Source organism: Stenotrophomonas sp. TWI700 (genome assembly GCF_039673645.1).
Lineage (GTDB): Bacteria > Pseudomonadota > Gammaproteobacteria > Xanthomonadales > Xanthomonadaceae > Stenotrophomonas > Stenotrophomonas maltophilia_AA.
This window is the reverse complement of record NZ_JBDJMB010000002.1, coordinates 22,402-41,244: the sequence shown is the minus strand read 5'-3', so window position 1 is coordinate 41,244 and position 18,843 is coordinate 22,402. Positions and strand designations below refer to the sequence as shown.

The following is an 18,843-nucleotide window of genomic DNA, read 5'->3' as shown; positions in this document are numbered from 1 at the left end:
TCAGCGGGTCAATCAGGAGAAATAGGTGCCGCCGTTGACGTCGACGTTGGCACCGGTGATGAAACCGGCCGCATCCGACGCGAGGTACACGGCGGTATCGGCGGCTTCCTGCGGGCGGCCCTGGCGGCGCAGCGGCGTGTTGCCGGCCACCGCGGTGCGCACTTCCGGCTTGGTGAACTCGTCATGGAAGCGGGTAGCGATCATGCCGCAGCACAGCGCGTTGACGCGGATGCCGCGCGGGCCCAGCTCCTTCGCCATGGCACGGGTGAAGGTCATCACCGCGGCCTTGGCGGTGGCGTAGATCGCCGCGCCCGGGCCACCGCCATCGCGGCCGGCCTGCGAAGCGAAGTTCACGATCGCGCCGCCTTCGGGCATGTGCGGTACCACCGCATGCGTGGTCAGGTAGACCGAGCTCATGTTGAGGTCCATCACCTTGTGGAAGAACGCCTCGTCGATCTCGGCCAGCGGACGGCGCTGGACCATGCCACCGGCCACGTTCACCAGTACGTCGATCTGCGGGCCGAACGCGGCCTGGGTCGCGGCGACCATCGCCGCCACCGCCTTGGCATCGGTGACGTCGGCGCGATGCACGATCGCGGTGCCGCCGGCGGCTTCGACCTGCTTGAGGGTCTCCTGCGCGCTGGCTTCGTCGTTGGCGTAGTTGATGCAGACCTTGGCACCGGCCGCGGCCAGCTTGAGCGAGATCTCGCGGCCGATGTCACGGCCGCCACCGGTGACGATCGCCACCTTGTCCTTGAATTGGGTCATGAAACACTCCTGTGATGCGTTGGGGGAAAGGGAAGAAGGGGACTCAGCGGCGCTCGACCGGGCCGTGGATTTTTTCCACGCGACCGGTGACCAGCCACAGCGCCAGCAGGGAGGCCGGCACCAGGGCCGCCACCAGGATGAAAATCGGTGCGTAGGATTCGTGGGTCATCGCCGGCACCAGCCAGGTGGTGATCAGCGTGCCGGCCACCGCGGCCATGCCGCCCAGGCCGGCGACCGAGCCGACCGACTTGCCACTGAAGATGTCGCCGGGCAGGGTCTGGATGTTGCCGATGGCGATCTGGAAGCCGAGCAGCACGAAGGCGATGGTGACGACCGCCCAGACCGGATCGGTGGCCAGCACCGCGCCGATCAGCGCCGGCGCCATGATCGCGCCGCCCAGGGTGATCACCACCTTGCGCGCCTTGTCCACGCTCCAGCCGGCGCCGATCAGGCGGCCGGACAACCAGCCGCCACCGAGGCTGCCGATCATCGCGCCGACGTAGGGCACCCAGGCGAAGATGCCGATCTGCTTGATGTCGAAACCAAAGGTGTCGGCCAGGTAGATCGGCAGCCAGGACACGAACAGCCACCAGATCGGGTCCAGGAAGAACCGCGAGATCAGGATGCCCCAGGTCTGGCGGTGGCCCAGCAGCTGGCGCACGTTCGGTACGTACTCGGCAACCGGCACCGCAGGCTGCTCGGCCGGCGCATCCAGGATCAGCGCACGCTCGGCCGCGCTCACCCACGGGTGCTTGTCCGGTCCGGCGCGGTAGATGATCAGCCACGGCAGCAGCCAGATGAAGCCGATCGCACCGATCAGGATGAACGTGCCGCGCCAGCCCAGCCACAGGAACAGCACGGCGATCAGCGGCGCGGAGATGATGGCGCCGATCGAGGCGCCGGCGTTGAACACGCCCTGCGCCAGCGCACGTTCACGCGCCGGGAACCACTCGGCATTGGCCTTGACCGCGCCCGGCCATGCGCCGGCCTCGCTGATCCCGAGCATGGCGCGCACGATGCTGAAAGACAGGATGGAGTGGGTGACCGAGTGCAGCGCGATCGAGACCGACCACACCGCGATCGACAGCGCGAAGCCCAGCCGCGTGCCGATGATGTCGAACAGGCGCCCGAACACGAACTGGCCGGCGGCGTAGAACAGCATGAACACCGTGACCAGCAGCGCGTAGTCCTCCTTGGTCGCGCCGACATCCTGCGAAATCTGCGGCCACATCACCGCCAGGGCGTTGCGGTCGATGTAGTTGATCACCGTGGCCACGGCGATCAGCGCCACGATCAGCCAACGGACATAGGTGCGGGCCTGCGTGGTGACTTTCATTTGCCGTCCTTGCCTGTGCTGGTATCGAAGCGCTTCCAGCCGCCGTCCCAGCGCCAGCTGTGTCCGCCGCCGCTGACTTCATGTGCGCCACCCTTGGCCGGGTCATCGGCGATGCCCAGCGCCAGACGCTTGCCACCGGCCAGGTCGAGCACCAGCACGTCCGCATCCTTGCCGCGGTAGTGGGTGAGACGGTCGATGCGGCTGTTGGCGCCACGTACGGTTTCGGCGGTGCCGTCGTATTGGCCGTGCGGTTCGAGCACGCCGTAGAACGTGGTGGCCGCCTGGCCATCCACGCGTTGCAGCAGCATCGGCTCGCGGCGCAGGTTGAATGACGGATCGTTCGCACCGCTCTCGCCGATCAACGCGCGCGAGGGTGCAGTGCTGGCGAAGCGGTACGTATAGAAACGGCCATCGAGCAGCCAGGTCAGGCTGCGCGCCTCGCTGGTCGGCTCGCTGGCCGCATCGATCCAGACATGCTGGTAGCCGTTGGCCTTGCCCAGCACCGGACGCGCGGCGACCGCGGACTGGCTCTTGAAGCCCACGTCCATGATGTGCCCATTGAAGTGCAGCGGCAGGTCATAGCGCGCGGCCTTGGTGCCGGTGACGCGCAGCAGATCCAGCACCACCGGCTCGCCCAGCGCAGGATGCGAGAGCAGCGCCTGGGTGCGGGTGAAGCTGACGCCGTCATAGGCCCCCTCCATCCGCGCCGAAGCGATCTGGGTGTCGTCGCTGACCGCGAACAGCAGCGGGGTCGGTGCCAGTGGCTGGCCCTTCTTCCAGTCGCCACCGAAGTGGCTCTGCTCGTTCACCACCAGCGTGTTGTGCGCGATGGTCTGCCGTGCCCAGCTGGCGTTCTCCGGCAGGTAGATGCCGCCGGCCTTCGCCTCGATGTTGAGGAAGCGCGCGGCGCCGTAGTCGGTGACCACGCGCTGGCCGTTGTCGTAGAACAGCCAGTTGAGCTTGTCGAAGTGGCCGTGGCCCATGCCCTGCTTGGTGTTCTTCATCACCAGCGCCTGGCCGTCCTCGCCGCCCATGCGCAGGATCGCCAGCGCGCCTTCGGTGCCGTCCGGGCCGTCACGCAGCAGGGCCGGGACGAAGGCGAATGGCTTGGCCTTGTTCCCGGCCAGCGCCTGGGCCACCTGCAGGCCCTCCGGCGAGAGCAGCACGCGCTTCTGCGTCTGGGCCACTGAAAGCAGGCGGGCATCGCCGGTCTGCGCGTACGCGATATCGATGCCGGCCACCAGTTCCTCGGTGTCCAGGCCCTTGTCGAGGATGGCGTCGTTGATCGGGAAGAAGTAGCCGCCGTAGCTGCTCTGCACCAGCGCATCCACGGCCTTGAGCAGCACGCCGTCGCGGCGCTTGAAGATGCCGCGCTGCGGTTCGTTGCGCTCGATGGCGTTGGCGAACAGGATGAACGGGGCCAGCGCATACCGCTGGTAGTACGGGCCTTCTTCGTAATATCCGTCCGGCGAGAACAGCTGATCGACCTGTTTCAGGAAGCCGGCGCTGCCATCGCGTCTGCTGCCCTGCAGGGCTTTGTCGACGTAGCCGGTATCGCGCAGGACGTAGCCGGTCATGCCCACGGCAGCGACAGCCCAGGTGGCGTGGTTGTGGATCTTGTCGAAGTTCTCCGGCGTGCCGGACAGGAAATCGGCCATCGCGCGGAACACATGCGTATCGATGGTGTCGCGGTCGGCGGCACTGAGCGTGTCGCGGATCGCGTCGTAACCCTGCGCGGCGCTGACCAGCCAGACCGAATCGTTGAGGGTCTGCCAGAACAGCCGGCCGGGGATCTGGCCGCGGCCCTGCGGATGCGCGCCCAGGCCCGGGTAGAGCTTGGCGTAGCCCAGCAGCAGGTCGCGGGCGAAGGTGGCATACGCCTTGTCGCCGGTCAGGCGGTACAGCGCGCCGGCCGCCTGGATGGCCTGGTAATTGCGCTTGTGCTGTTCGTGGGTGTAGCCACCGCCCTTGTCCTTGGGCACCGGAACGTCGATACCGGCCGTCATCATCGCGCGCACGCGCTGCTCGGCCCGCTGCTGTTCCCTGGCGAACAGCGGCGAGCGCGCGCCCTCGGCCCGCATCTGCGTCCACTGCGCGGCGGTGACCAGCACCGGCGCGGTGGCAGCGTCGGCGGGCGCCTGCCGGGCGGCGGGGGCGGCCTGCGCAGCGGGCAATGCGGCCCCGCCAAGCGTGGCGGCGAGCAGCAGCATCAGGGGCGGGGCGTGATTCATGGCAGGGCCTCAACAGGGGTATCGGACAGCAACGGCGCGGTGGCCGTCAGCGGGTTGTCGCCCATGCGCAGGGTGGGTTCCCCGACGCGATGGCTGAAACGGATGCGGCCGCTGCGGTCGAAGCGGTTGTCGCGGATGCTGGCGAACTGCACGCCATGCAGGCGCAGGCTGGTGTCATCTGCCACGCCCACCTGCTCGAACTGGTTGCCGCGCACCTGCAGCGCCGGGCCAAAGGTGCTTTCGTCGGTGCCGCCGCGATACAGGTTCAACACCGGTCCGCCGATGCGGCGGAAGCGGGAGTCCAGCAGATCGACCTGCTCGGCGTTGTAGGTGCCGAGGTCATCGGTCTCGGCGGCCGCGGCGATCACGCTGCCGCTGATGTCCTCCACCGTGACGTTCACGAGCGCGATCCGCGCGGCCAGGCTGCCCTTGCCGGTGGCGATCACGTCGAAGGCCTTGTTGGCGGTCAGCCCGTGCACGCGGCTGTCTTCGACAAGCAACGTGTAGTTGAAGGCCTGGCTGCCGGGCGGCACGCGGATCACTGCGTTGCCGGCGGCGTCCGGTGCGAGCGCGCCGTCGATGTCCAGCCGCGCCAGGCGCAGCGAACCGCCCGCGCCGATCTCGAACAGGCTCGGCCGCGAGAACTGCACGCTGGCCTGGCCGCGCGCGGGGCCGAGCACGCTGAGCGGATGATTCACCGCCAGCACCTGGCTCACCGTATAGCGGCCGCGCTGCAGCTGCAGGCGGTCGCCGGGAGCGCTGGCGGCCACGGCGGCGGTCAACGTGTCCTCGCCCGGTGCGACCTGGCGCACGGCGCCACTATCCAGTGCGGTGGCCGGCAGGGCCTTGGGGTACCAGTCCACGCCGACCTGGTCGCGCGCAATCGGGGCCAGGTCGCGCGGAGCACCGGCATCGACCGCGGTGGTGGGGTAAAGAAGGCCGTTGGCCGCGCGCTGCAGGGTCAGGGACTGAGCGCGGACACCGCCGGGGAAGCCGGGTGACACGGCAGGGCTCTGCACGTTGCCGGCGAAGGTGATGCCGGAGAGGTCACCCTGCGTGCGCAGCAGATCGCGTTTCCCATCGCCGATGAACAGGTTGCCGGCGATGCGGCTGTTCACCGGCATCGCATTGCGCTCCTCATCCAGCCCCGCGCCCAGCAGCAGGGTGCCGACCTGGATGAAGCTGTTACGTTCGATCACCGCATGGTCGATCTGCTCGTAGCGGTTCAATGGCGCGTTGTGCGTACCGGCCATCACGCTCAAGGCGGCGGCGAAGTTGTCGCCGGCGATGCCTTCGAAGTAGTTGTCGCGCACGGTCTGGTTGCGGTTGATCACGCGCACCCCGCCGGTATGCGCCTTGCCATGGCCGAGGAACACATTGCGCTCGACCAGATTGCCATGGCCGTGGCGCAGCACCAGTGAGCCGCGAGAGTCCTGGAAGACGTTGCCGCGGTACGTGTTCCCACCGGACTTGTTGGAGACGATCTCGACCTCGCCATCGCACTGCTCGAACCAGTTGTTCTCCACCACGGTGCGCGAATCGGACTGCGAATCGTGGCTGGTGCCGATGCGCATCGTCTCGCCGCCGTTGGAGCCCAGGTTGGGGCGCGGGCCGAACCAGTTGTGGTCGATGCGGTGCTGGTTGTCCAGGCCGCTGGTGGCGTTGCGCACCACCACCAGGGTGGTGCCTGCATTGGTCTTGCCCACCAGCTGGTTGTGGTCGAAGCGGTTGTGCTGGCCGTAGAGCGCCACCCAGTGATCGGACTGCTGGCGGTCCGGCTTGTTGTAGCGGTCGATCACGATCCCGGTGACCCGGCTGTGGTCGGCCCACTCGCTGGTCGACCGCCGGAACGAGATCACTTCACCGCCGGGTGCCCAGCCATCGCGGAACACAAGGTTGGAGACCTCCAGATGCGCGCCGGCCAACCGCAGCTGGGACTGGCCGCTGAGAATCACCTTGCCGGGGGTCTGCGCCGTCAACTTAATTGGTTGACCAATTTTGCCGGTACCCCGGAAAAGCAGGTCGACGTCGCGCCAGACGCCATCCGCCAGGACCACCGTATCGCCGGGGGCGAGGGCGCGTACCGCGGTGGCGTATGCAGCAGCATCGCGCACCAAGTAATCGGCCGCCACGGCAGGGAACGTCGCCAGCGAAAGGCTCACCAGCAGGGCCTTGGCCATGGGGCGCAGCGCCAACGGCGCGTGCGGGTGTTGCAAAGTCACGGGTTACCCTCCCAGATGAACCGTAGCGACCAACGCGAGCCACGATCCTAACAGGTTGCCGGACGTGCACGTCAACCACAATCGCATACCACTTTAGGTGCATGTGGTATGCGATTTGCGCATTTTTCTGCTGCGTCCGCACATTAAATCCGTGCAAAGTGGTCTGGGCGGTGGTGCGGGGTAGACTTTAGTACCAATTCATTGACATTGGTCCATCAGTCGTGAATCTTCCGGATCGAATCCGTGTAATCGGACGATCCATCCTGGGAGGGAGATCACGATGTTGCATGACCGCCGTACGGCCTCGCCACGAGGCCTCCGCCACACCGCGCTGCACAGCGCGCTGTTCTATGCCCTGTGTGCCACCGCGGCCCTGCCGCTGGCCCACGCACAGGACGCCGATGCCCCGGCCACGCCGCCGGCTGAAGCCACCACGCTGGACCAGGTCCAGGTGACCGGCATCCGCGGCACCATCCAGACCTCGATCGACAAGAAGCGCGAGGAGACTGTGGTCTCCGACGTGCTGGCGGCCGACGACATCGGCGATCTGCCGGCCCTGTCGATCGGTGAAGCGATCGAAACCATCACCGGGGCGTCCACCCATCGCGAGAAGGGCGGTGCCTCGGAAATCTCGATCCGTGGCCTTGGGCCGTTCCTCGGCTCGTCCACCTTCAACGGTCGCGAGGCCACCAATGGCAGCGGCGACCGCTCGGTGAACTTCAACCAGTTCCCGTCCGAGCTGATCAACACCGTGGCGATCTACAAGACCCAGCGCGCCGACTTCGTTGAAGGCGGCGTGGCCGGCACGATCAACATGGAGACGGTCAAGCCGCTGGAATATGGCAAACGCACGTTCCAGCTCGACGGCCGCGGCACCTGGCAGGAGTACGACGATCGGCTCAAGGACAAGGACGGCGTGGGCTGGCGCGGTACGGCCAGCTACATCGACCAGTTCGACATGGGCAACGCCGGCAAGCTCGGTGTCTCCATCGGCGTGCAGGCGCTGGAAGGCAGCAACCCGGAAGAAATGTTCTCCAGCAGCTCCACCTGGGTCGCCTGCGATGGCCGTGAAGTGGTCGGCGCGACGCGCAACTGCACCCAGGTCAACGGCAAGGACGTGGCCAACGGCGTGCCGTACTACCTGGTGCCCAGCAGCCGCATCTACCGCCAGTTCATCGAGCACGACAAGCGCGATTCGCAGTTCGCCGCGCTCCAGTGGCGGCCCAGCGATACGGTGGAAGTGAACCTGGATTACCAGCACTCCAAGCGCGACTACACCGAGGACCGCTCGGATCTGTCGCTGTCCTCGATGATGCGCAACCTCAACAACCGCGTGGTCACCGACGATGGCGCGCTGCTGCACCACACCGGCAGCACCACGGTAGATTCGACCGGCAACTTCCTGGAGCGCCAGGAGGAATACACCGGTGGCGGGCTCAACGTGATCTTCCGGCCGAGTCCGGCGTGGACGCTGTCCACCGATCTGTCCTACTCCAACACCCTGCGTGACCAGATCGAACGCAGCACCCGCCTGCGCGCCGGTCGCACCGACGTCAACGGCCAGCCGGTCGGCGGCATCAAGAACACGCGCTACGTCGATTACACCTACGACTACAGCGGCGATGTGCCGAGCATCTCTCTGGATCCGGCGTTCGATGTGAACAACCCGGACAACTTCACCGATTCGGCGCTGGTGCGTCGTCGCCAGCAGAACCGCGAGCACACCATCCGCGCGGGCCGCTTCGATGCCACGTTCACCCCGGAAAGCGGCTTCTTCACCGCGATCAAGGGCGGCCTGCGCCGGTCCGAAGCCACCTACACCGATTACACCGACACCGTGGATGTCACCACCACCAATGTCGCCGCGATCCGCGCTGCCAACCTGGCCTGCCGCCAGGCCTTCCCGCAGGACGATTTCCTGGACAACGCCAGCGGCAACACCATCGACCAGTGGGCCAGCTTCGACAGCCGCTGTTTGTTCAAGGCCTTCACCGGCGTGGACGACACCGGCCTCAGCGCGGACCTGCGCAACCCGGCCAACAACGATGTCACCGAGAAGACCAGCGCGCTCTACCTGATGGGCGACTACAGCGCCGAATGGTTCGGCCTGCCGGTGACCGGCAACATCGGCGTGCGTGGTGTGCGCACCGAGGTGCGTTCGGTCGGCCTGCGCAGCGGCCTGGATGTGATCAACAATCCCGACGGCACCGTGACCCTGGAACCCACCGGCGATTTCACCTCGCAGGTGCTCAAGTCCAGCAACACCGAATGGCTGCCCAGCTTCAATGCCGCTTTCGAGCTGCGCCCGGACCTGCTGCTGCGCGTCGGTGCCTATCGGGCGATGTCGCGTCCGGACCTGGCCGCCGAAGGCTTCGGCCGCACCTTCAACCTGGGTGAGGTGGATACCGAGTTCAACAGCGTCGGCGATGCACTGCGCAGCATCACCGCCACCGGCAACCCGCGCGCCAAGCCGTTGATGTCGTGGAACGGCGACCTCTCGCTGGAGTGGTATGCCAACGAAGACACCATGCTGTCCGGTGCGCTCTACTACAAGCAGTTCAACGGCGGCTCGATGCCGGTGATCGTCAACGAATCCTTCGATATCGACGGCCAGAGCGTGACCGTGCCGGTGGAGCAGCTGGCCACCAGCGACCAGAAGAGCGATCTGTTCGGCGTCGAGTTCACCGCCTCGCACAGCTTCTCCTACCTGCCGGGCATCTTCTCCGGGCTGGGCGTGAAGGCCAGCTACAACTACGCCGATTCCAACTTCAAGACCGAAGACCTGCGCCTGGGCGAGTCCACCGACCCGACCACCGGCGTGGTGACCCCGGGCATCGTCGAGCCGGCCAACATCTTCGGCCTCTCCAAGCATGTGGCCTCGGCACAGGTGTACTGGGGCCTGGGCAAGCTCGACCTGCAGGCGATCTACAAGTACCGCTCCGACTATTACCAGCAGTTTGTCGGCGACCCGTCGCAGAACCGTTATGTGCGGGACAATGGCTCGCTGGACTTCCGCGCCACCTACAAGGTGAACAAGCACCTGTCGCTGTCGCTGTCGGCCAGCAACCTCACCGATGAGCCGCGGGTGTCGGATATGCCCATCCTCGGCAGCTTCCGCGAGTACACCACGTACGGGCGGCGGTATTATCTGGGGGTGCGCTACCGCTTCTGAGGTCAGTGGCGCGGTTTTTCCGACCGCGCCGCTCTCTGAAGGCGCGGTCGCGTGTCGGTCCCCAGCCACCTGTCAGCAGGCCTTTGATGATGTCCGAACCCCGTCTGTACCAGTCCATTGCCGCCGAAATCGTCGCGCTGATCGAGAAGGGCGAATTCCCGCCGGGCTCGCGCCTGCCGGGCGAACGCGACCTGGCCGAACGCCTGGGCGTGAGCCGGGTGACGGTGCGGGAGGCGGAAATCGCGCTGGAAGCGCAGGGCCTGATCACCATCAAGACCGGCTCGGGCGTTTACGTGAAGGCCAAGCCGTCGCAGGCGCCGGGCGCACTGCCCGACGTCTCGGCGTTCGACCTGACCGCCGCACGCGCGGTGATCGAGGCCGAGGCCGCGGCGATGGCCGCCAGCCGCATCACCGATGCCGAACTGGAGGACCTGGCCGGCCTGATCGCGGCCATGGTCGATCCCAACTCCGGCGAAGCGGCGGCCAGCGAGGCCGACCGCCAGTTCCACCTCTCGATTGCACGCATCGCCGGCAACCCGGTGGTGGAGCACTGCGTGCAGCTGATCTGGCGGATGCGCAACGAGCTGCCGCGGGTCAAGCAGGTCTACGCCAACGTCTGCCACAACGACGATGACACCCGCGACGAAGAACACACCCGGATTCTCGATGCGCTGCGCCAGCGCGACCCGGCGGCGGCGCGGCTGGCCATGCGCAACCACTTCCAGCGGCTGTTCGAATCGATGCTGGAAGCCACCGAGAATGAAGCGCTGGCCGAAATCCGCCGGCGGACCCAGCAGGACCGCGAACGCTTCAGGGCCGCGACCGGGCACTGAGCCCGGTGCGTACCGGCGGCCTTATTCGCCCTGGTACTGCTTCTCTTCGACCAACTGCGAGCCGGCGATGCGGTTGATCTCGTTCTTCACTTTGACCCGCTCGCCATTGGTGCCATAGACGCCGCGGGCCAGCTGGATGAAGGCATCGTCGAAGACCTGCGCTGCTTCCTTGTCGCGCAGCTGGTCCTGGATCTCCCACATGCGCTCGTTGATCGCCTTGAGCTGCGTCTTCAGCGCCTCCAGCCCGGGCTGAGCGCCCACCTGCTGCTGCCACAGCGGCCACAGACCGTCGAGTTCCTTGCGGACGTTGGCGTTCTTGCCGGCATCGGCAATGCGTTCGGCCTTGATTTCCAGGATGGTGATCTTGTCGATCAGCTCGCCAATCGATACCGGGGTCAGGATCGCGTCCACGCCATTACTCGCAACAGGTCAGAGCGGCCATGATACCGCGCACCCCCGGGCACCACCCTGACGCAGGATTTACAGAAACGTTGCGCCGATCGGGTGCCCACGCCATGGCGGCTTTACGCCGGTCCTGAGGACACTGTCGCTCTCGACGGCGCGGCCGTCATCTGGAGCGGGACACGTGGTGGGTAACTATTCGAAACAGCGCCTGCGCTGCGGCGCGGTGCTGGTGGGGCTGGTCATGAGCGGTGCGGCCGCGGCCGCGGTGGAAGGCAATGCGACGCTGACCTCGGACTACGTATGGCGCGGCAGCTCGCAGAGCGACGGCGATCCGGCCGTGCAGGCGGGCGTGAAGCTGAGCGCGGGCACCGGTTGGTATGCCTCGGCGTGGGGCTCGGGTGTCTCGTTCCGGCCGGACAACGGCGCGCGCAGCGAGTTTGATCTTGTCGCGGGCTGGAGCGGGGCGGTGACGCCGGACTGGAGCGTGGACGTCAACCTGACCCGCTACGTCTATCCGTCCGCCACGGTCGATCTGGACTGGACCGAGCTCAACGGCACCGTCACCTGGCGGCAGCGCGCCTGGCTGCAGGTCGGCGTCTCCGACAACGCGCTGGCCGGTGGCCACGGCGGCACCTACGCCCAGCTCGGCGCGCGTTTGCCGCTGGACGAACAATGGCGTATCGAGGGCGCGGTCGGCCGCTACTGGCTGGACAGCGCGCAGGCCGATGACTACCTGCACGGACAGCTGAGCGTGGTTTGGCGTGTGCACGGGCCGTGGGAGCTGCGGGTGACCGGGCATGACACCGACGGTGCCGCCAAGCGACTGTTCCCGGGCAACGCGGGATCGCGCGTCGAGGTCGCGGTGCAGACGAGTTTCTGAAGTGCGCGGGCGCTACGCCCGCCGCTTTACCTGCGACATCGCCCAGACGCTCATCGCCACCACCGCAACGCAGGCACCGGTGACACACACACCGGTCCAGCCGAAGCGATCAAAGACCTGCGCCGAGACCAAGGAACCCAGCGAGCCACCGATGAAGTAGCCGGTCATGTAGCCGGCATTGAGCCGGTTGCGGGCTTCCGGGCGCAGCGCATACACCACGTTCTGGTTGCTCACGTGCAGCAGCTGTGCGGCCAGGTCGAGCACGATCACGCCCAGCACCAGCGCGATCAACGAGTGCGTGGAAAAGCCCAGCGGCAGCCACGATGCGGCCAGCAGCACCAGCGCCACGGTGGTGGCCAGGGCGGCCTTGCCATGGTCGGCCATGCGCCCGGCCACGCCGGCGGCCAGCGTGCCGGCCGCACCGACCAGCCCGAACAGGCCGATCGTCGCATCGCTGTAGCCATAGGGTTCGGCCGCCAGCAGGAACGCCAGCGGCGTCCAGAAGATCGCGAACATCGCAAAGCTCAGCGCGCCCAGTACGGTACGCAGGCGGAACACCGGCTCCTGCGCGAACAGGGTGCCGATCGAGCGCAGCAGCTGCAGATAGCCCAGCCCGGCGGTCTGGTGGAAGCGCGGCAGATGCCGATAGAGCATGCCCGTGGTCAGCACCAGCGCGCCCGCGGCGATCCAGTACACCGTGCGCCAATCGCCCAGCGAGGACAGCGCCCCGGCCACGGTGCGTGCCAGCAGAATGCCGAGCAACAGGCCGCTCATCACCGTGCCGACCACCTGGCCGCGCTCCTCCGGCCGCGCCAGCGTGGCCGCGAACGGCACCAGCACCTGCGCCACCACCGAGAACAGACCGGTCAGCGCGGTGCCCACCAGCAGCCACACGAACTGATGGCTGAGCGCGCTCAGCACCAGGCCGGAGGCCGACAGCAGTGACATCACCACGATCAGCCGGCGGCGCTCGAACAGATCGCCCAGCGGCACCAGCAGGATGAGGCCGGCGGCATAGCTCAGCTGGGCCACGGTCACCACCGTGCCGGCACGTGCGAACGACACCCCGAACTGCCCGGCGATGGTGTGCAGCAGCGGCTGCGCGTAATAGTTGCTGGCCACGGCCACACCGGTGGCGAAGGCCATCAGCAGGACCTGCCAGCGGCTGAGCGGGGAGGGCGCGTCGTGGGTCATGACGGGCTCCGGATAAGAAGGGGCGCCAGTGTCTGCCTGATCCACAAATGAGGGAAATGAATAGTTATCATCCGATGCATCTGGAAATGAGATGGCGCGATGAACCTCAAGCAGCTCGAGTTCGCGGTCGCGCTGGCCGAGGAGGGCAACTTCACCCGTGCCGCGCAGCGCTGCCACGTCGTGCAGTCAGCGCTGAGCCACCAGATCGCCCATCTCGAGGACGAACTGCAGGCCACGCTGTTCGAGCGGCTGCCGCGCCAGGTCAGGGTAACGCCCGCCGGTGAAGCACTCTTGACGCACGCACGCCAGGTGCTCGCCTCGCTGCGGCATCTGCGCGATGACGTTGCCGCCGTCGGTGGCCAGGTGCGCGGCATCCTGCACATCGGCCAGATCACTTCGTTGACCGCCGTGGATCTGGTCGCCTGCCTGGCGACGTTCCATCGGCGCTATCCGCAGGTCGCGTTCCGCCTGCGCATGGACAAGAGCGAAGTGCTGATGGCCGATGTGCGCGAGCGGCGGCTGGACGTGGCGCTGGTGGGCTTGTCGCCGGGCACGCCGATCGAGGGCGCCCAGCACCGATTGCTGGCCGAGGAATCGATGGTCGCCGTGCTGCCGCCCGCCCATCCGCTGGCGACGCGCAGACGGCTCTCGCTGGCGACGCTGGCCGAGCTTCCGCTGGTGGATTTCCCGCAGGGGAGTGGGGCCCGCCGGCAGACCGACGAGGCCTTCGCCGCCGCCGGACTGCCCCATCGGGTGCCGTTCGAGATCAATCACATGGCGCTGGTCGAGCGCTTCGTGCAGCAGGGCCTGGCGGTTGGCATCGTGCCGCAGGCGATCGCCGCCGGTTTCAGCGGCGTTGCCTGTGTGGCAATCCAGGGTGCACCGACCCGGCGCGTGCATGCGGTCTGGTCGAACCTGCCCACGCCGGCGGCGCGGGCCTTCATGGAGGAACTGCTGCAGCACGTGGCCCCGACACCGGCGCCACGCACCAACACCGCTCTCAGGCGGCGCGCACGCGCAGGGTAAGGCCCTTGAGGAAATTGCGCAGCATCTGGTCACCGCAGGCGCGGTAGTTCTTGTGGTCCGGCTGGCGGAACAGCGCGGACAGTTCCGGCTTGGAGACCGAGAAACCGGCAGCGTCGAACACTTCGTGCATGTCCACGTCCTTCAGCTGGAAGGCGACGCGCAGCTTCTTCAGCACCAGGTTGTTGGTGATGCGCTTTTCCACCGGGCGGACCGGCTGGCTCTCGTCGCGGCCGCGGAAATGCACGATCAGGCCATCCAGGAAATGCGCCAGGGTGCGGTCGTCGCAGGGCACGAAACCTTCTTCGTCTTCCTTGCGCAGCCAGCCGGCCACATCGGCCTTGTCGACCACGAAGGCCGGATCGGCCAGGGCACAGGTGTCGGCGATCATGCCGTCGCTGAGGTCGAGCATGTAGCGGATGCTGCGCAGTACATCGTTGTTGATCATGGGACGTCCAATACCGCCGGCGCGGCTGCGCGGCTGGCGGCCATTTTACCCCGTGCCGGGCGCGCGGCCGGCTGCGACCGGTGGTCGCTGTCATCTGGCTGCCATGAAAGTGAAGCACAGTGCCGCGATCAGGCATCGACAGGCAGTGGAGCAGGCAATGCGCAGGTGGCAGGTACTCGGGTGTGTGGGCATGTTGCTGGCGGGCCAGGCAGGGGCGCAGGCCCCTTATGTGGCGCTGGAACAGCGGCTGGATCCGCAGGCGCTGGCCGAGGTCGGGCTGACCCCGGGCCAGTTGCAGACGCTGAACCGCCTGCTGCGCCAGGCCGAGGCCGACGCCCCGGCACCGGTCGCCGTCGCGGCGGCGCCGGCCGCAGGCCCGGGTCTACCAACGCCGGCCCCGATGTTCCCCGGGCTAGACGATGGCCCGATCCACGCCAAGGTCAGCGGCCAAGTAGACGGCTGGGCCCCCGGCACCGTGTTCACCCTCGACAACGGCCAGCAGTGGCAGGTGCTCAAGGGCGAGATGACGCTCAAGACCGCCCGCAGCAACCCCGAGATCGTCGTGGTGCCGGGCATCGCCGGCCGCTGGTTCCTGCAGGTGGATGAAGACCTGCCCAAGGCACGGGTGTTCCGCATCCGCTGACCCGCCGACCCGCAGCGCCGGGCAGCCGGGCAGCCGGGCAGCCGGGCAGCCGGGCAGCGCCCGGCTCTACACCGTGCGTGCATCGGTGCGAAAATGGTCGGGATCTTCACGGAGTACCTCGATGACCCGTACCGCTCTGATTACCGGCGCCACCTCCGGCTTTGGCGCCGCCGCTGTCCACCGTTTCGCCCAGGCCGGCTGGCGCGTGATCGCCACCGGGCGCCGGGCCGAGCGCCTGCAGCCGCTGGTCGACGCCTACGGTCCCGAGCGCGTGCATGCCGCGGTGTTCGACGTGCGCGACAGCGTGGCGATGGAAGCGGCCCTGGCCGCCCTGCCGGCCGGGTTCGCCGACATCGACCTGCTGGTCAACAATGCCGGCCTGGCCCAGGGCACCGCCCCGGCCCAGAGCGCCTCGCTGGAAGACTGGCGCACCATGATCGACACCAACGTCACCGCCCTGGTGACGCTGACCCATCGCCTGTTGCCGCAGCTGGTCGCGCGCAAGGGCGCGATCATCAACATCAGCTCGGTCGCCGGCGTGTACCCCTATCCGGGCGGCAACGCCTATGGCGGCACCAAGGCCTTCGTCAGCCAGTTCTCGCTCGGCCTGCGCTCGGACCTGCACGGCAGTGGCGTGCGCGTGACCACGATCGAGCCGGGCATGGCGGAAACCGAGTTCACCGTGGTCCGCACCCATGGCGACCAGGCGGCCTCGGACAAGCTCTACACCGGCGCCAACCCGATGACCGCCGAGGACATCGCCGAGCAGATCTTCTGGGTCGCCTCGCTGCCGGCACACCTGAACATCAATCGCCTCGAAGTAATGCCGGTCAGCCAGTCGTTCGCCGGCTTCCAGGTCGCGCGCGACTGAGCGCATCATCCGCTTGCCGCCAAGCGAGGGGTGCTGTCTGAAACAAGAACGCCGACCCAAGGGCCGGCGTTCGGGTTGCATCTGGAGCAACAGCCCCCTTGGAGTGCAAGGGGGCGCGCCGGCAGGCGCGGGGATGTGGAGGTACCCGCAGGGGCCCAAGGTTTCGCGTAGCGCAACCTTGGGGTAGTCGCGCGGCGCGCGGCTACTGCGCCTTGATCGCCATCGCCTGCAGCCCCGTCCCATCCAGCTTCTGCTTGGCTTCGGCCAGCTCGCCCGCGCTGCCATACGGCCCCATGCGCACGCGATACACCGTCTTGCCGTTGATCTGCGCCGATTCCACGCGCGCGGGCAGGCCGATCATCGCCAGCTTGGCCTTGGTCGCCTCGGCATCGCCGGAAGCACCGAAGGCGCCTGCCTGCAGGATGTAACGCACGTTGCTGGCCGCAGGCTCAGCCGCTGTAGCAGCAGGCGTCGTCGCCGCAGTAGCCGCCGGCTTCGGTGCCGCCGGAGTAGCCGCAGCCGTCTGCGCCGGCGTTGCCGCCGCAGCCGTGGTCGCCGCCGGGCGTTCCGCTACCGGGGCGGGCAGCGGGGCGGTGCTCACCGGGGCCGCCGACGTGGTCGCCGCGGTACTGTTCGGCGCCGGTGCGGGCGGCAACGGGCGGCCTTCCAGCGCCGCCTGCGCGCGCTGCGCTTCCGCCTTGGCACGGCGCTGATCTTCGGCGCGTGCGCTGGCCGCCAGCTCGGCATCGGACATTTCCACTTCCTTGCCGGGCAGCAGGGTGTAGAAGTCGTACTGCGTCGCCGCCGGCTTGGCCGCTTCGGCAGGCTTGGCGGTGCCCGGCTTGGGCAGCTCGGTGCCGACGTCGGTCTCGGCGTCGCTCACCGGGGCCGGCTGGGCGTTCGGGTCCGGCTGCGGGCCGACCCGCAGGAAGCCATCGCCGTCGTTCTTGAACAGGTTCGGTGCCGCCAGGAACACCACGGCCGCAATCGCCACACCCGCGACCAGCCACACCCATCCCGGGGTGCCCTGGTTGCTGTTGCGCCGTGCCTGGCTCTTGCCGCGTCGTGCTGCCATTTACTGCTTCTCCACTGCTTACATTTTTTCCGGGGCGGAAACGCCCAGGATGTTCAGACCATTGGCCAGGACCTGGCGCGCGGCGCAGGCCAGCGTCAGCTTGGCGTTGCGTTCGCTTTCGTCGGCCACCAGTACCTGCGTGCCGTGATACCACGTGTGGAAGGCGTGCGCCAATTCACGCAGATACTGCGCGATCAGGTGCGGTTCCAGCGCGAGGCCGGCCGCTTCGACGACTTCCGGGAAGCGCGACATTTCCACCATCAGCCACAGCGAGGCGTCGTCGCCCAGCGAGGACAGACCGGCCAGACCCGCAGCCGGCGTGTAGCTCAGGCCCTTTTCCTGCGCCTGGCGCAGCAGGCTGCAGACGCGGGCATGCGCGTACTGCACGTAGAACACCGGATTGTCGTTGCTCTGCTGGCGGGCCAGATCGATATCGAAGGTCAGCTGCGAATCGGGCTTGCGCGCGATCAGGAACCAGCGGGTGGCATCACGGCCGGCTTCTTCGATCAGGTCGCGCAGGGTCAGGTAGCTGCCGGCACGCTTGGAGAGCTTCACTTCCTCGCCACCGCGCATCACCGTCACCATCTGGTGCAGCACGTACTCCGGCCAGCCCTTCGGGATGCCGACGTCCAGCGCCTGCAGGCCGGCACGCACGCGCGCCAGCGAACCGTGGTGGTCCGCGCCCAGCTCGGTGATCGCGCGCTCGTAGCCGCGCTGCCACTTGGAGAGGTGGTAGGCCACGTCCGGCAGGAAGTAGGTGTAGGTGCCGTCGGACTTGCGCATCACGCGGTCCTTGTCGTCACCGAAGTCGGTCGAGCGCAACCACAGCGCGCCGCCCTCCTCATACGTATGGCCGGCCGCGTTGAGCTGGGCGACGGTCTCTTCGACCTTGCCATCCTTGTACAGCGAGCTTTCCAGGAAGTAGATGTCGAAATCCACGCCGAACGCGGCCAGGTCCTGGTTCTGCTCGTTGCGCAGGTAGGCCACCGCGAAGCGACGGATCGCATCGAGGTTGTCCGGGTCGCGCTCGCCGACCACCGAGTGGCCTTCCAGCTCCACGGTGGCGCCGGCCAGGTAGGCGTTGGCCACGTCCTGGATGTAATCGCCGCGGTAGCCCGCTTCCGGCCAGCCGGCATCGTCGGGCTTGAGGCCCTTCGCACGCGCCTGGGTGGACAGCGCCAGGTTTTCGATCTGCACGCCGGCGTCGTTGTAGTAGAACTCGCGCTTGGCGTTCCAGCCGTTCACTTCCAGCAGGCGCGCCAGGCAGTCACCGATCGCCGCCGCGCGGCCGTGGCCGACATGCAGCGGACCGGTCGGGTTGGCCGACACGTATTCCACGCCCACGGTGCGGCCGTTGCCGCTCAGGTTGTGGCCGTAATCGGCGCCTTCCTTGAGCACGCCGGCCGCTTCGCGCTGGTAGGCGCTGGGGGCGAGGTGGAAATTGATGAAGCCCGGGCCGGCGATCTCGACGCGGGCCACGTCATCGCTCTTGGGCAGCGCATCGAGCAGCGCCTGGGCCAGGGCGCGCGGGTTGCTGCGCGCCGGCTTGGCCAGCAGCATCGCGGCGTTGGTGGCGAAATCGCCGTGCTCACGGGTCTTCGGGCGTTCGACCACGAATTCCGGGGTCAGGGTATCGGCCGGCAGAGTGCCGTTGGCGCGCAAGGCTTCGATGCCTTGGCTGATCAGGGCGCGGAGGAGATTTTTCACAAGGCCTGCTTTGGGACTGGAGCGGCGGAATCGGC

General features: G+C 67.6%; 15 protein-coding genes. 6 read left to right on the top strand and 9 right to left on the bottom strand.

Annotated features, from left to right (window positions below; genetic code table 11):
- Positions 1-12: 12 nt before the first annotated feature.
- The 4 genes from ABE473_RS01980 to ABE473_RS01965 are packed head-to-tail and all read right to left on the bottom strand — an operon-like array spanning position 13 to position 6,557.
- A complete protein-coding gene (locus ABE473_RS01980) occupies positions 13-768 on the bottom strand; it encodes a glucose 1-dehydrogenase (RefSeq protein ID WP_019185567.1) in 756 nt (251 codons plus the stop codon).
- A 43-nt stretch (positions 769-811) separates the two neighbouring features.
- Positions 812-2,104: an MFS transporter gene (locus ABE473_RS01975; protein ID WP_346488306.1), complete on the bottom strand. Its 1,293-nt coding sequence runs from the start codon at positions 2,102-2,104 to the stop codon at positions 812-814.
- On the bottom strand, positions 2,101-4,314 hold the full coding sequence (locus tag ABE473_RS01970) for an oligoalginate lyase (protein ID WP_346488514.1): 2,214 nt from the start codon (positions 4,312-4,314) through the stop codon (positions 2,101-2,103). Before ABE473_RS01970 ends, ABE473_RS01975 begins: the two co-directional genes overlap by 4 nt.
- 17 nt (positions 4,315-4,331) lie before the next feature.
- Positions 4,332-6,557, bottom strand: a complete 2,226-nt coding sequence (locus ABE473_RS01965; protein ID WP_346488305.1) for a polysaccharide lyase 6 family protein — start codon at positions 6,555-6,557, stop codon at positions 4,332-4,334.
- 280 nt (positions 6,558-6,837) lie between these two features.
- Here ABE473_RS01965 and ABE473_RS01960 point away from each other — a divergent pair, with 280 nt between their 5' ends.
- Both ABE473_RS01960 and ABE473_RS01955 read left to right on the top strand, forming a co-directional pair.
- Positions 6,838-9,729, top strand: coding sequence for a TonB-dependent receptor (locus tag ABE473_RS01960; RefSeq protein WP_346478403.1), 2,892 nt, complete (start codon positions 6,838-6,840; stop codon positions 9,727-9,729).
- A gap of 89 nt (positions 9,730-9,818) precedes the next feature.
- Complete coding sequence (locus ABE473_RS01955; RefSeq protein ID WP_179460437.1) at positions 9,819-10,562, top strand: FadR/GntR family transcriptional regulator; 744 nt, start codon at positions 9,819-9,821, stop codon at positions 10,560-10,562.
- Between the two features lie 21 nt (positions 10,563-10,583).
- On the opposite strand, the gene ABE473_RS01950 is transcribed toward ABE473_RS01955, so the two are convergent.
- Complete coding sequence (locus tag ABE473_RS01950) at positions 10,584-10,973, bottom strand: DUF6165 family protein (RefSeq protein WP_176990945.1); 390 nt, start codon at positions 10,971-10,973, stop codon at positions 10,584-10,586.
- A 235-nt stretch (positions 10,974-11,208) separates the two neighbouring features.
- Between ABE473_RS01950 and ABE473_RS01945 the strand changes: the two genes are divergently transcribed.
- A complete protein-coding gene (locus ABE473_RS01945) occupies positions 11,209-11,847 on the top strand; it encodes a TorF family putative porin (protein ID WP_346488513.1) in 639 nt (212 codons plus the stop codon).
- Positions 11,848-11,859: 12 nt separating this feature from the next.
- Here the strand turns inward: ABE473_RS01945 and ABE473_RS01940 are convergent, their stop codons facing one another.
- The gene (locus ABE473_RS01940) at positions 11,860-13,041 is read right to left on the bottom strand and encodes an MFS transporter (protein WP_346488304.1); all 1,182 of its coding nucleotides are present in this window, start codon (positions 13,039-13,041) and stop codon (positions 11,860-11,862) included.
- A gap of 99 nt (positions 13,042-13,140) precedes the next feature.
- Between ABE473_RS01940 and ABE473_RS01935 the strand changes: the two genes are divergently transcribed.
- A complete protein-coding gene (locus ABE473_RS01935) occupies positions 13,141-14,067 on the top strand; it encodes a LysR family transcriptional regulator (protein WP_346488303.1) in 927 nt (308 codons plus the stop codon).
- Here ABE473_RS01935 and ABE473_RS01930 read toward each other — a convergent pair.
- Positions 14,042-14,512 carry a DUF1456 family protein gene (locus ABE473_RS01930; RefSeq protein ID WP_176990948.1) on the bottom strand — a complete coding sequence of 157 codons (471 nt, stop codon included), beginning with the start codon at positions 14,510-14,512 and terminating at the stop codon, positions 14,042-14,044. The genes ABE473_RS01935 and ABE473_RS01930 overlap by 26 nt on opposite strands.
- 190 nt (positions 14,513-14,702) lie before the next feature.
- Between ABE473_RS01930 and ABE473_RS01925 the strand changes: the two genes are divergently transcribed.
- On the top strand, positions 14,703-15,155 hold the full coding sequence (locus ABE473_RS01925; RefSeq protein ID WP_346488302.1) for a hypothetical protein: 453 nt from the start codon (positions 14,703-14,705) through the stop codon (positions 15,153-15,155).
- A gap of 121 nt (positions 15,156-15,276) precedes the next feature.
- Positions 15,277-16,026, top strand: coding sequence for an SDR family NAD(P)-dependent oxidoreductase (locus ABE473_RS01920; protein WP_176990950.1), 750 nt, complete (start codon positions 15,277-15,279; stop codon positions 16,024-16,026).
- 202 nt (positions 16,027-16,228) lie between these two features.
- Here the strand turns inward: ABE473_RS01920 and ABE473_RS01915 are convergent, their stop codons facing one another.
- Together ABE473_RS01915 and argS are read right to left on the bottom strand one after the other, a co-directional pair.
- A complete protein-coding gene (locus ABE473_RS01915; RefSeq protein ID WP_346488301.1) occupies positions 16,229-17,101 on the bottom strand; it encodes an SPOR domain-containing protein in 873 nt (290 codons plus the stop codon).
- Between the two features lie 18 nt (positions 17,102-17,119).
- A complete protein-coding gene (argS, locus tag ABE473_RS01910; RefSeq protein ID WP_176990952.1) occupies positions 17,120-18,808 on the bottom strand; it encodes an arginine--tRNA ligase in 1,689 nt (562 codons plus the stop codon).
- Between the last annotated feature and the right edge of the window lie 35 nt (positions 18,809-18,843).

Bases quoted from the DNA above. Each gene is read 5' to 3' on its own strand.
- ABE473_RS01915 (WP_346488301.1), bottom strand. From the start codon at position 17,101: ATGGCAGCACGACGCGGCAAGAGCCAGGCACGGCGCAACAGCAACCAG.
- ABE473_RS01920 (WP_176990950.1), top strand. From the start codon at position 15,277: ATGACCCGTACCGCTCTGATTACCGGCGCCACCTCCGGCTTTGGCGCC.
- ABE473_RS01975 (WP_346488306.1), bottom strand. From the start codon at position 2,104: ATGAAAGTCACCACGCAGGCCCGCACCTATGTCCGTTGGCTGATCGTG.
- ABE473_RS01960 (WP_346478403.1), top strand. From the start codon at position 6,838: ATGTTGCATGACCGCCGTACGGCCTCGCCACGAGGCCTCCGCCACACC.
- ABE473_RS01945 (WP_346488513.1), top strand. From the start codon at position 11,209: ATGAGCGGTGCGGCCGCGGCCGCGGTGGAAGGCAATGCGACGCTGACC.
- ABE473_RS01935 (WP_346488303.1), top strand. From the start codon at position 13,141: ATGAACCTCAAGCAGCTCGAGTTCGCGGTCGCGCTGGCCGAGGAGGGC.
- ABE473_RS01980 (WP_019185567.1), bottom strand. From the start codon at position 768: ATGACCCAATTCAAGGACAAGGTGGCGATCGTCACCGGTGGCGGCCGT.
- ABE473_RS01930 (WP_176990948.1), bottom strand. From the start codon at position 14,512: ATGATCAACAACGATGTACTGCGCAGCATCCGCTACATGCTCGACCTC.
- ABE473_RS01955 (WP_179460437.1), top strand. From the start codon at position 9,819: ATGTCCGAACCCCGTCTGTACCAGTCCATTGCCGCCGAAATCGTCGCG.
- ABE473_RS01925 (WP_346488302.1), top strand. From the start codon at position 14,703: ATGTTGCTGGCGGGCCAGGCAGGGGCGCAGGCCCCTTATGTGGCGCTG.
- ABE473_RS01940 (WP_346488304.1), bottom strand. From the start codon at position 13,041: ATGACCCACGACGCGCCCTCCCCGCTCAGCCGCTGGCAGGTCCTGCTG.
- ABE473_RS01970 (WP_346488514.1), bottom strand. From the start codon at position 4,314: ATGCTGCTGCTCGCCGCCACGCTTGGCGGGGCCGCATTGCCCGCTGCG.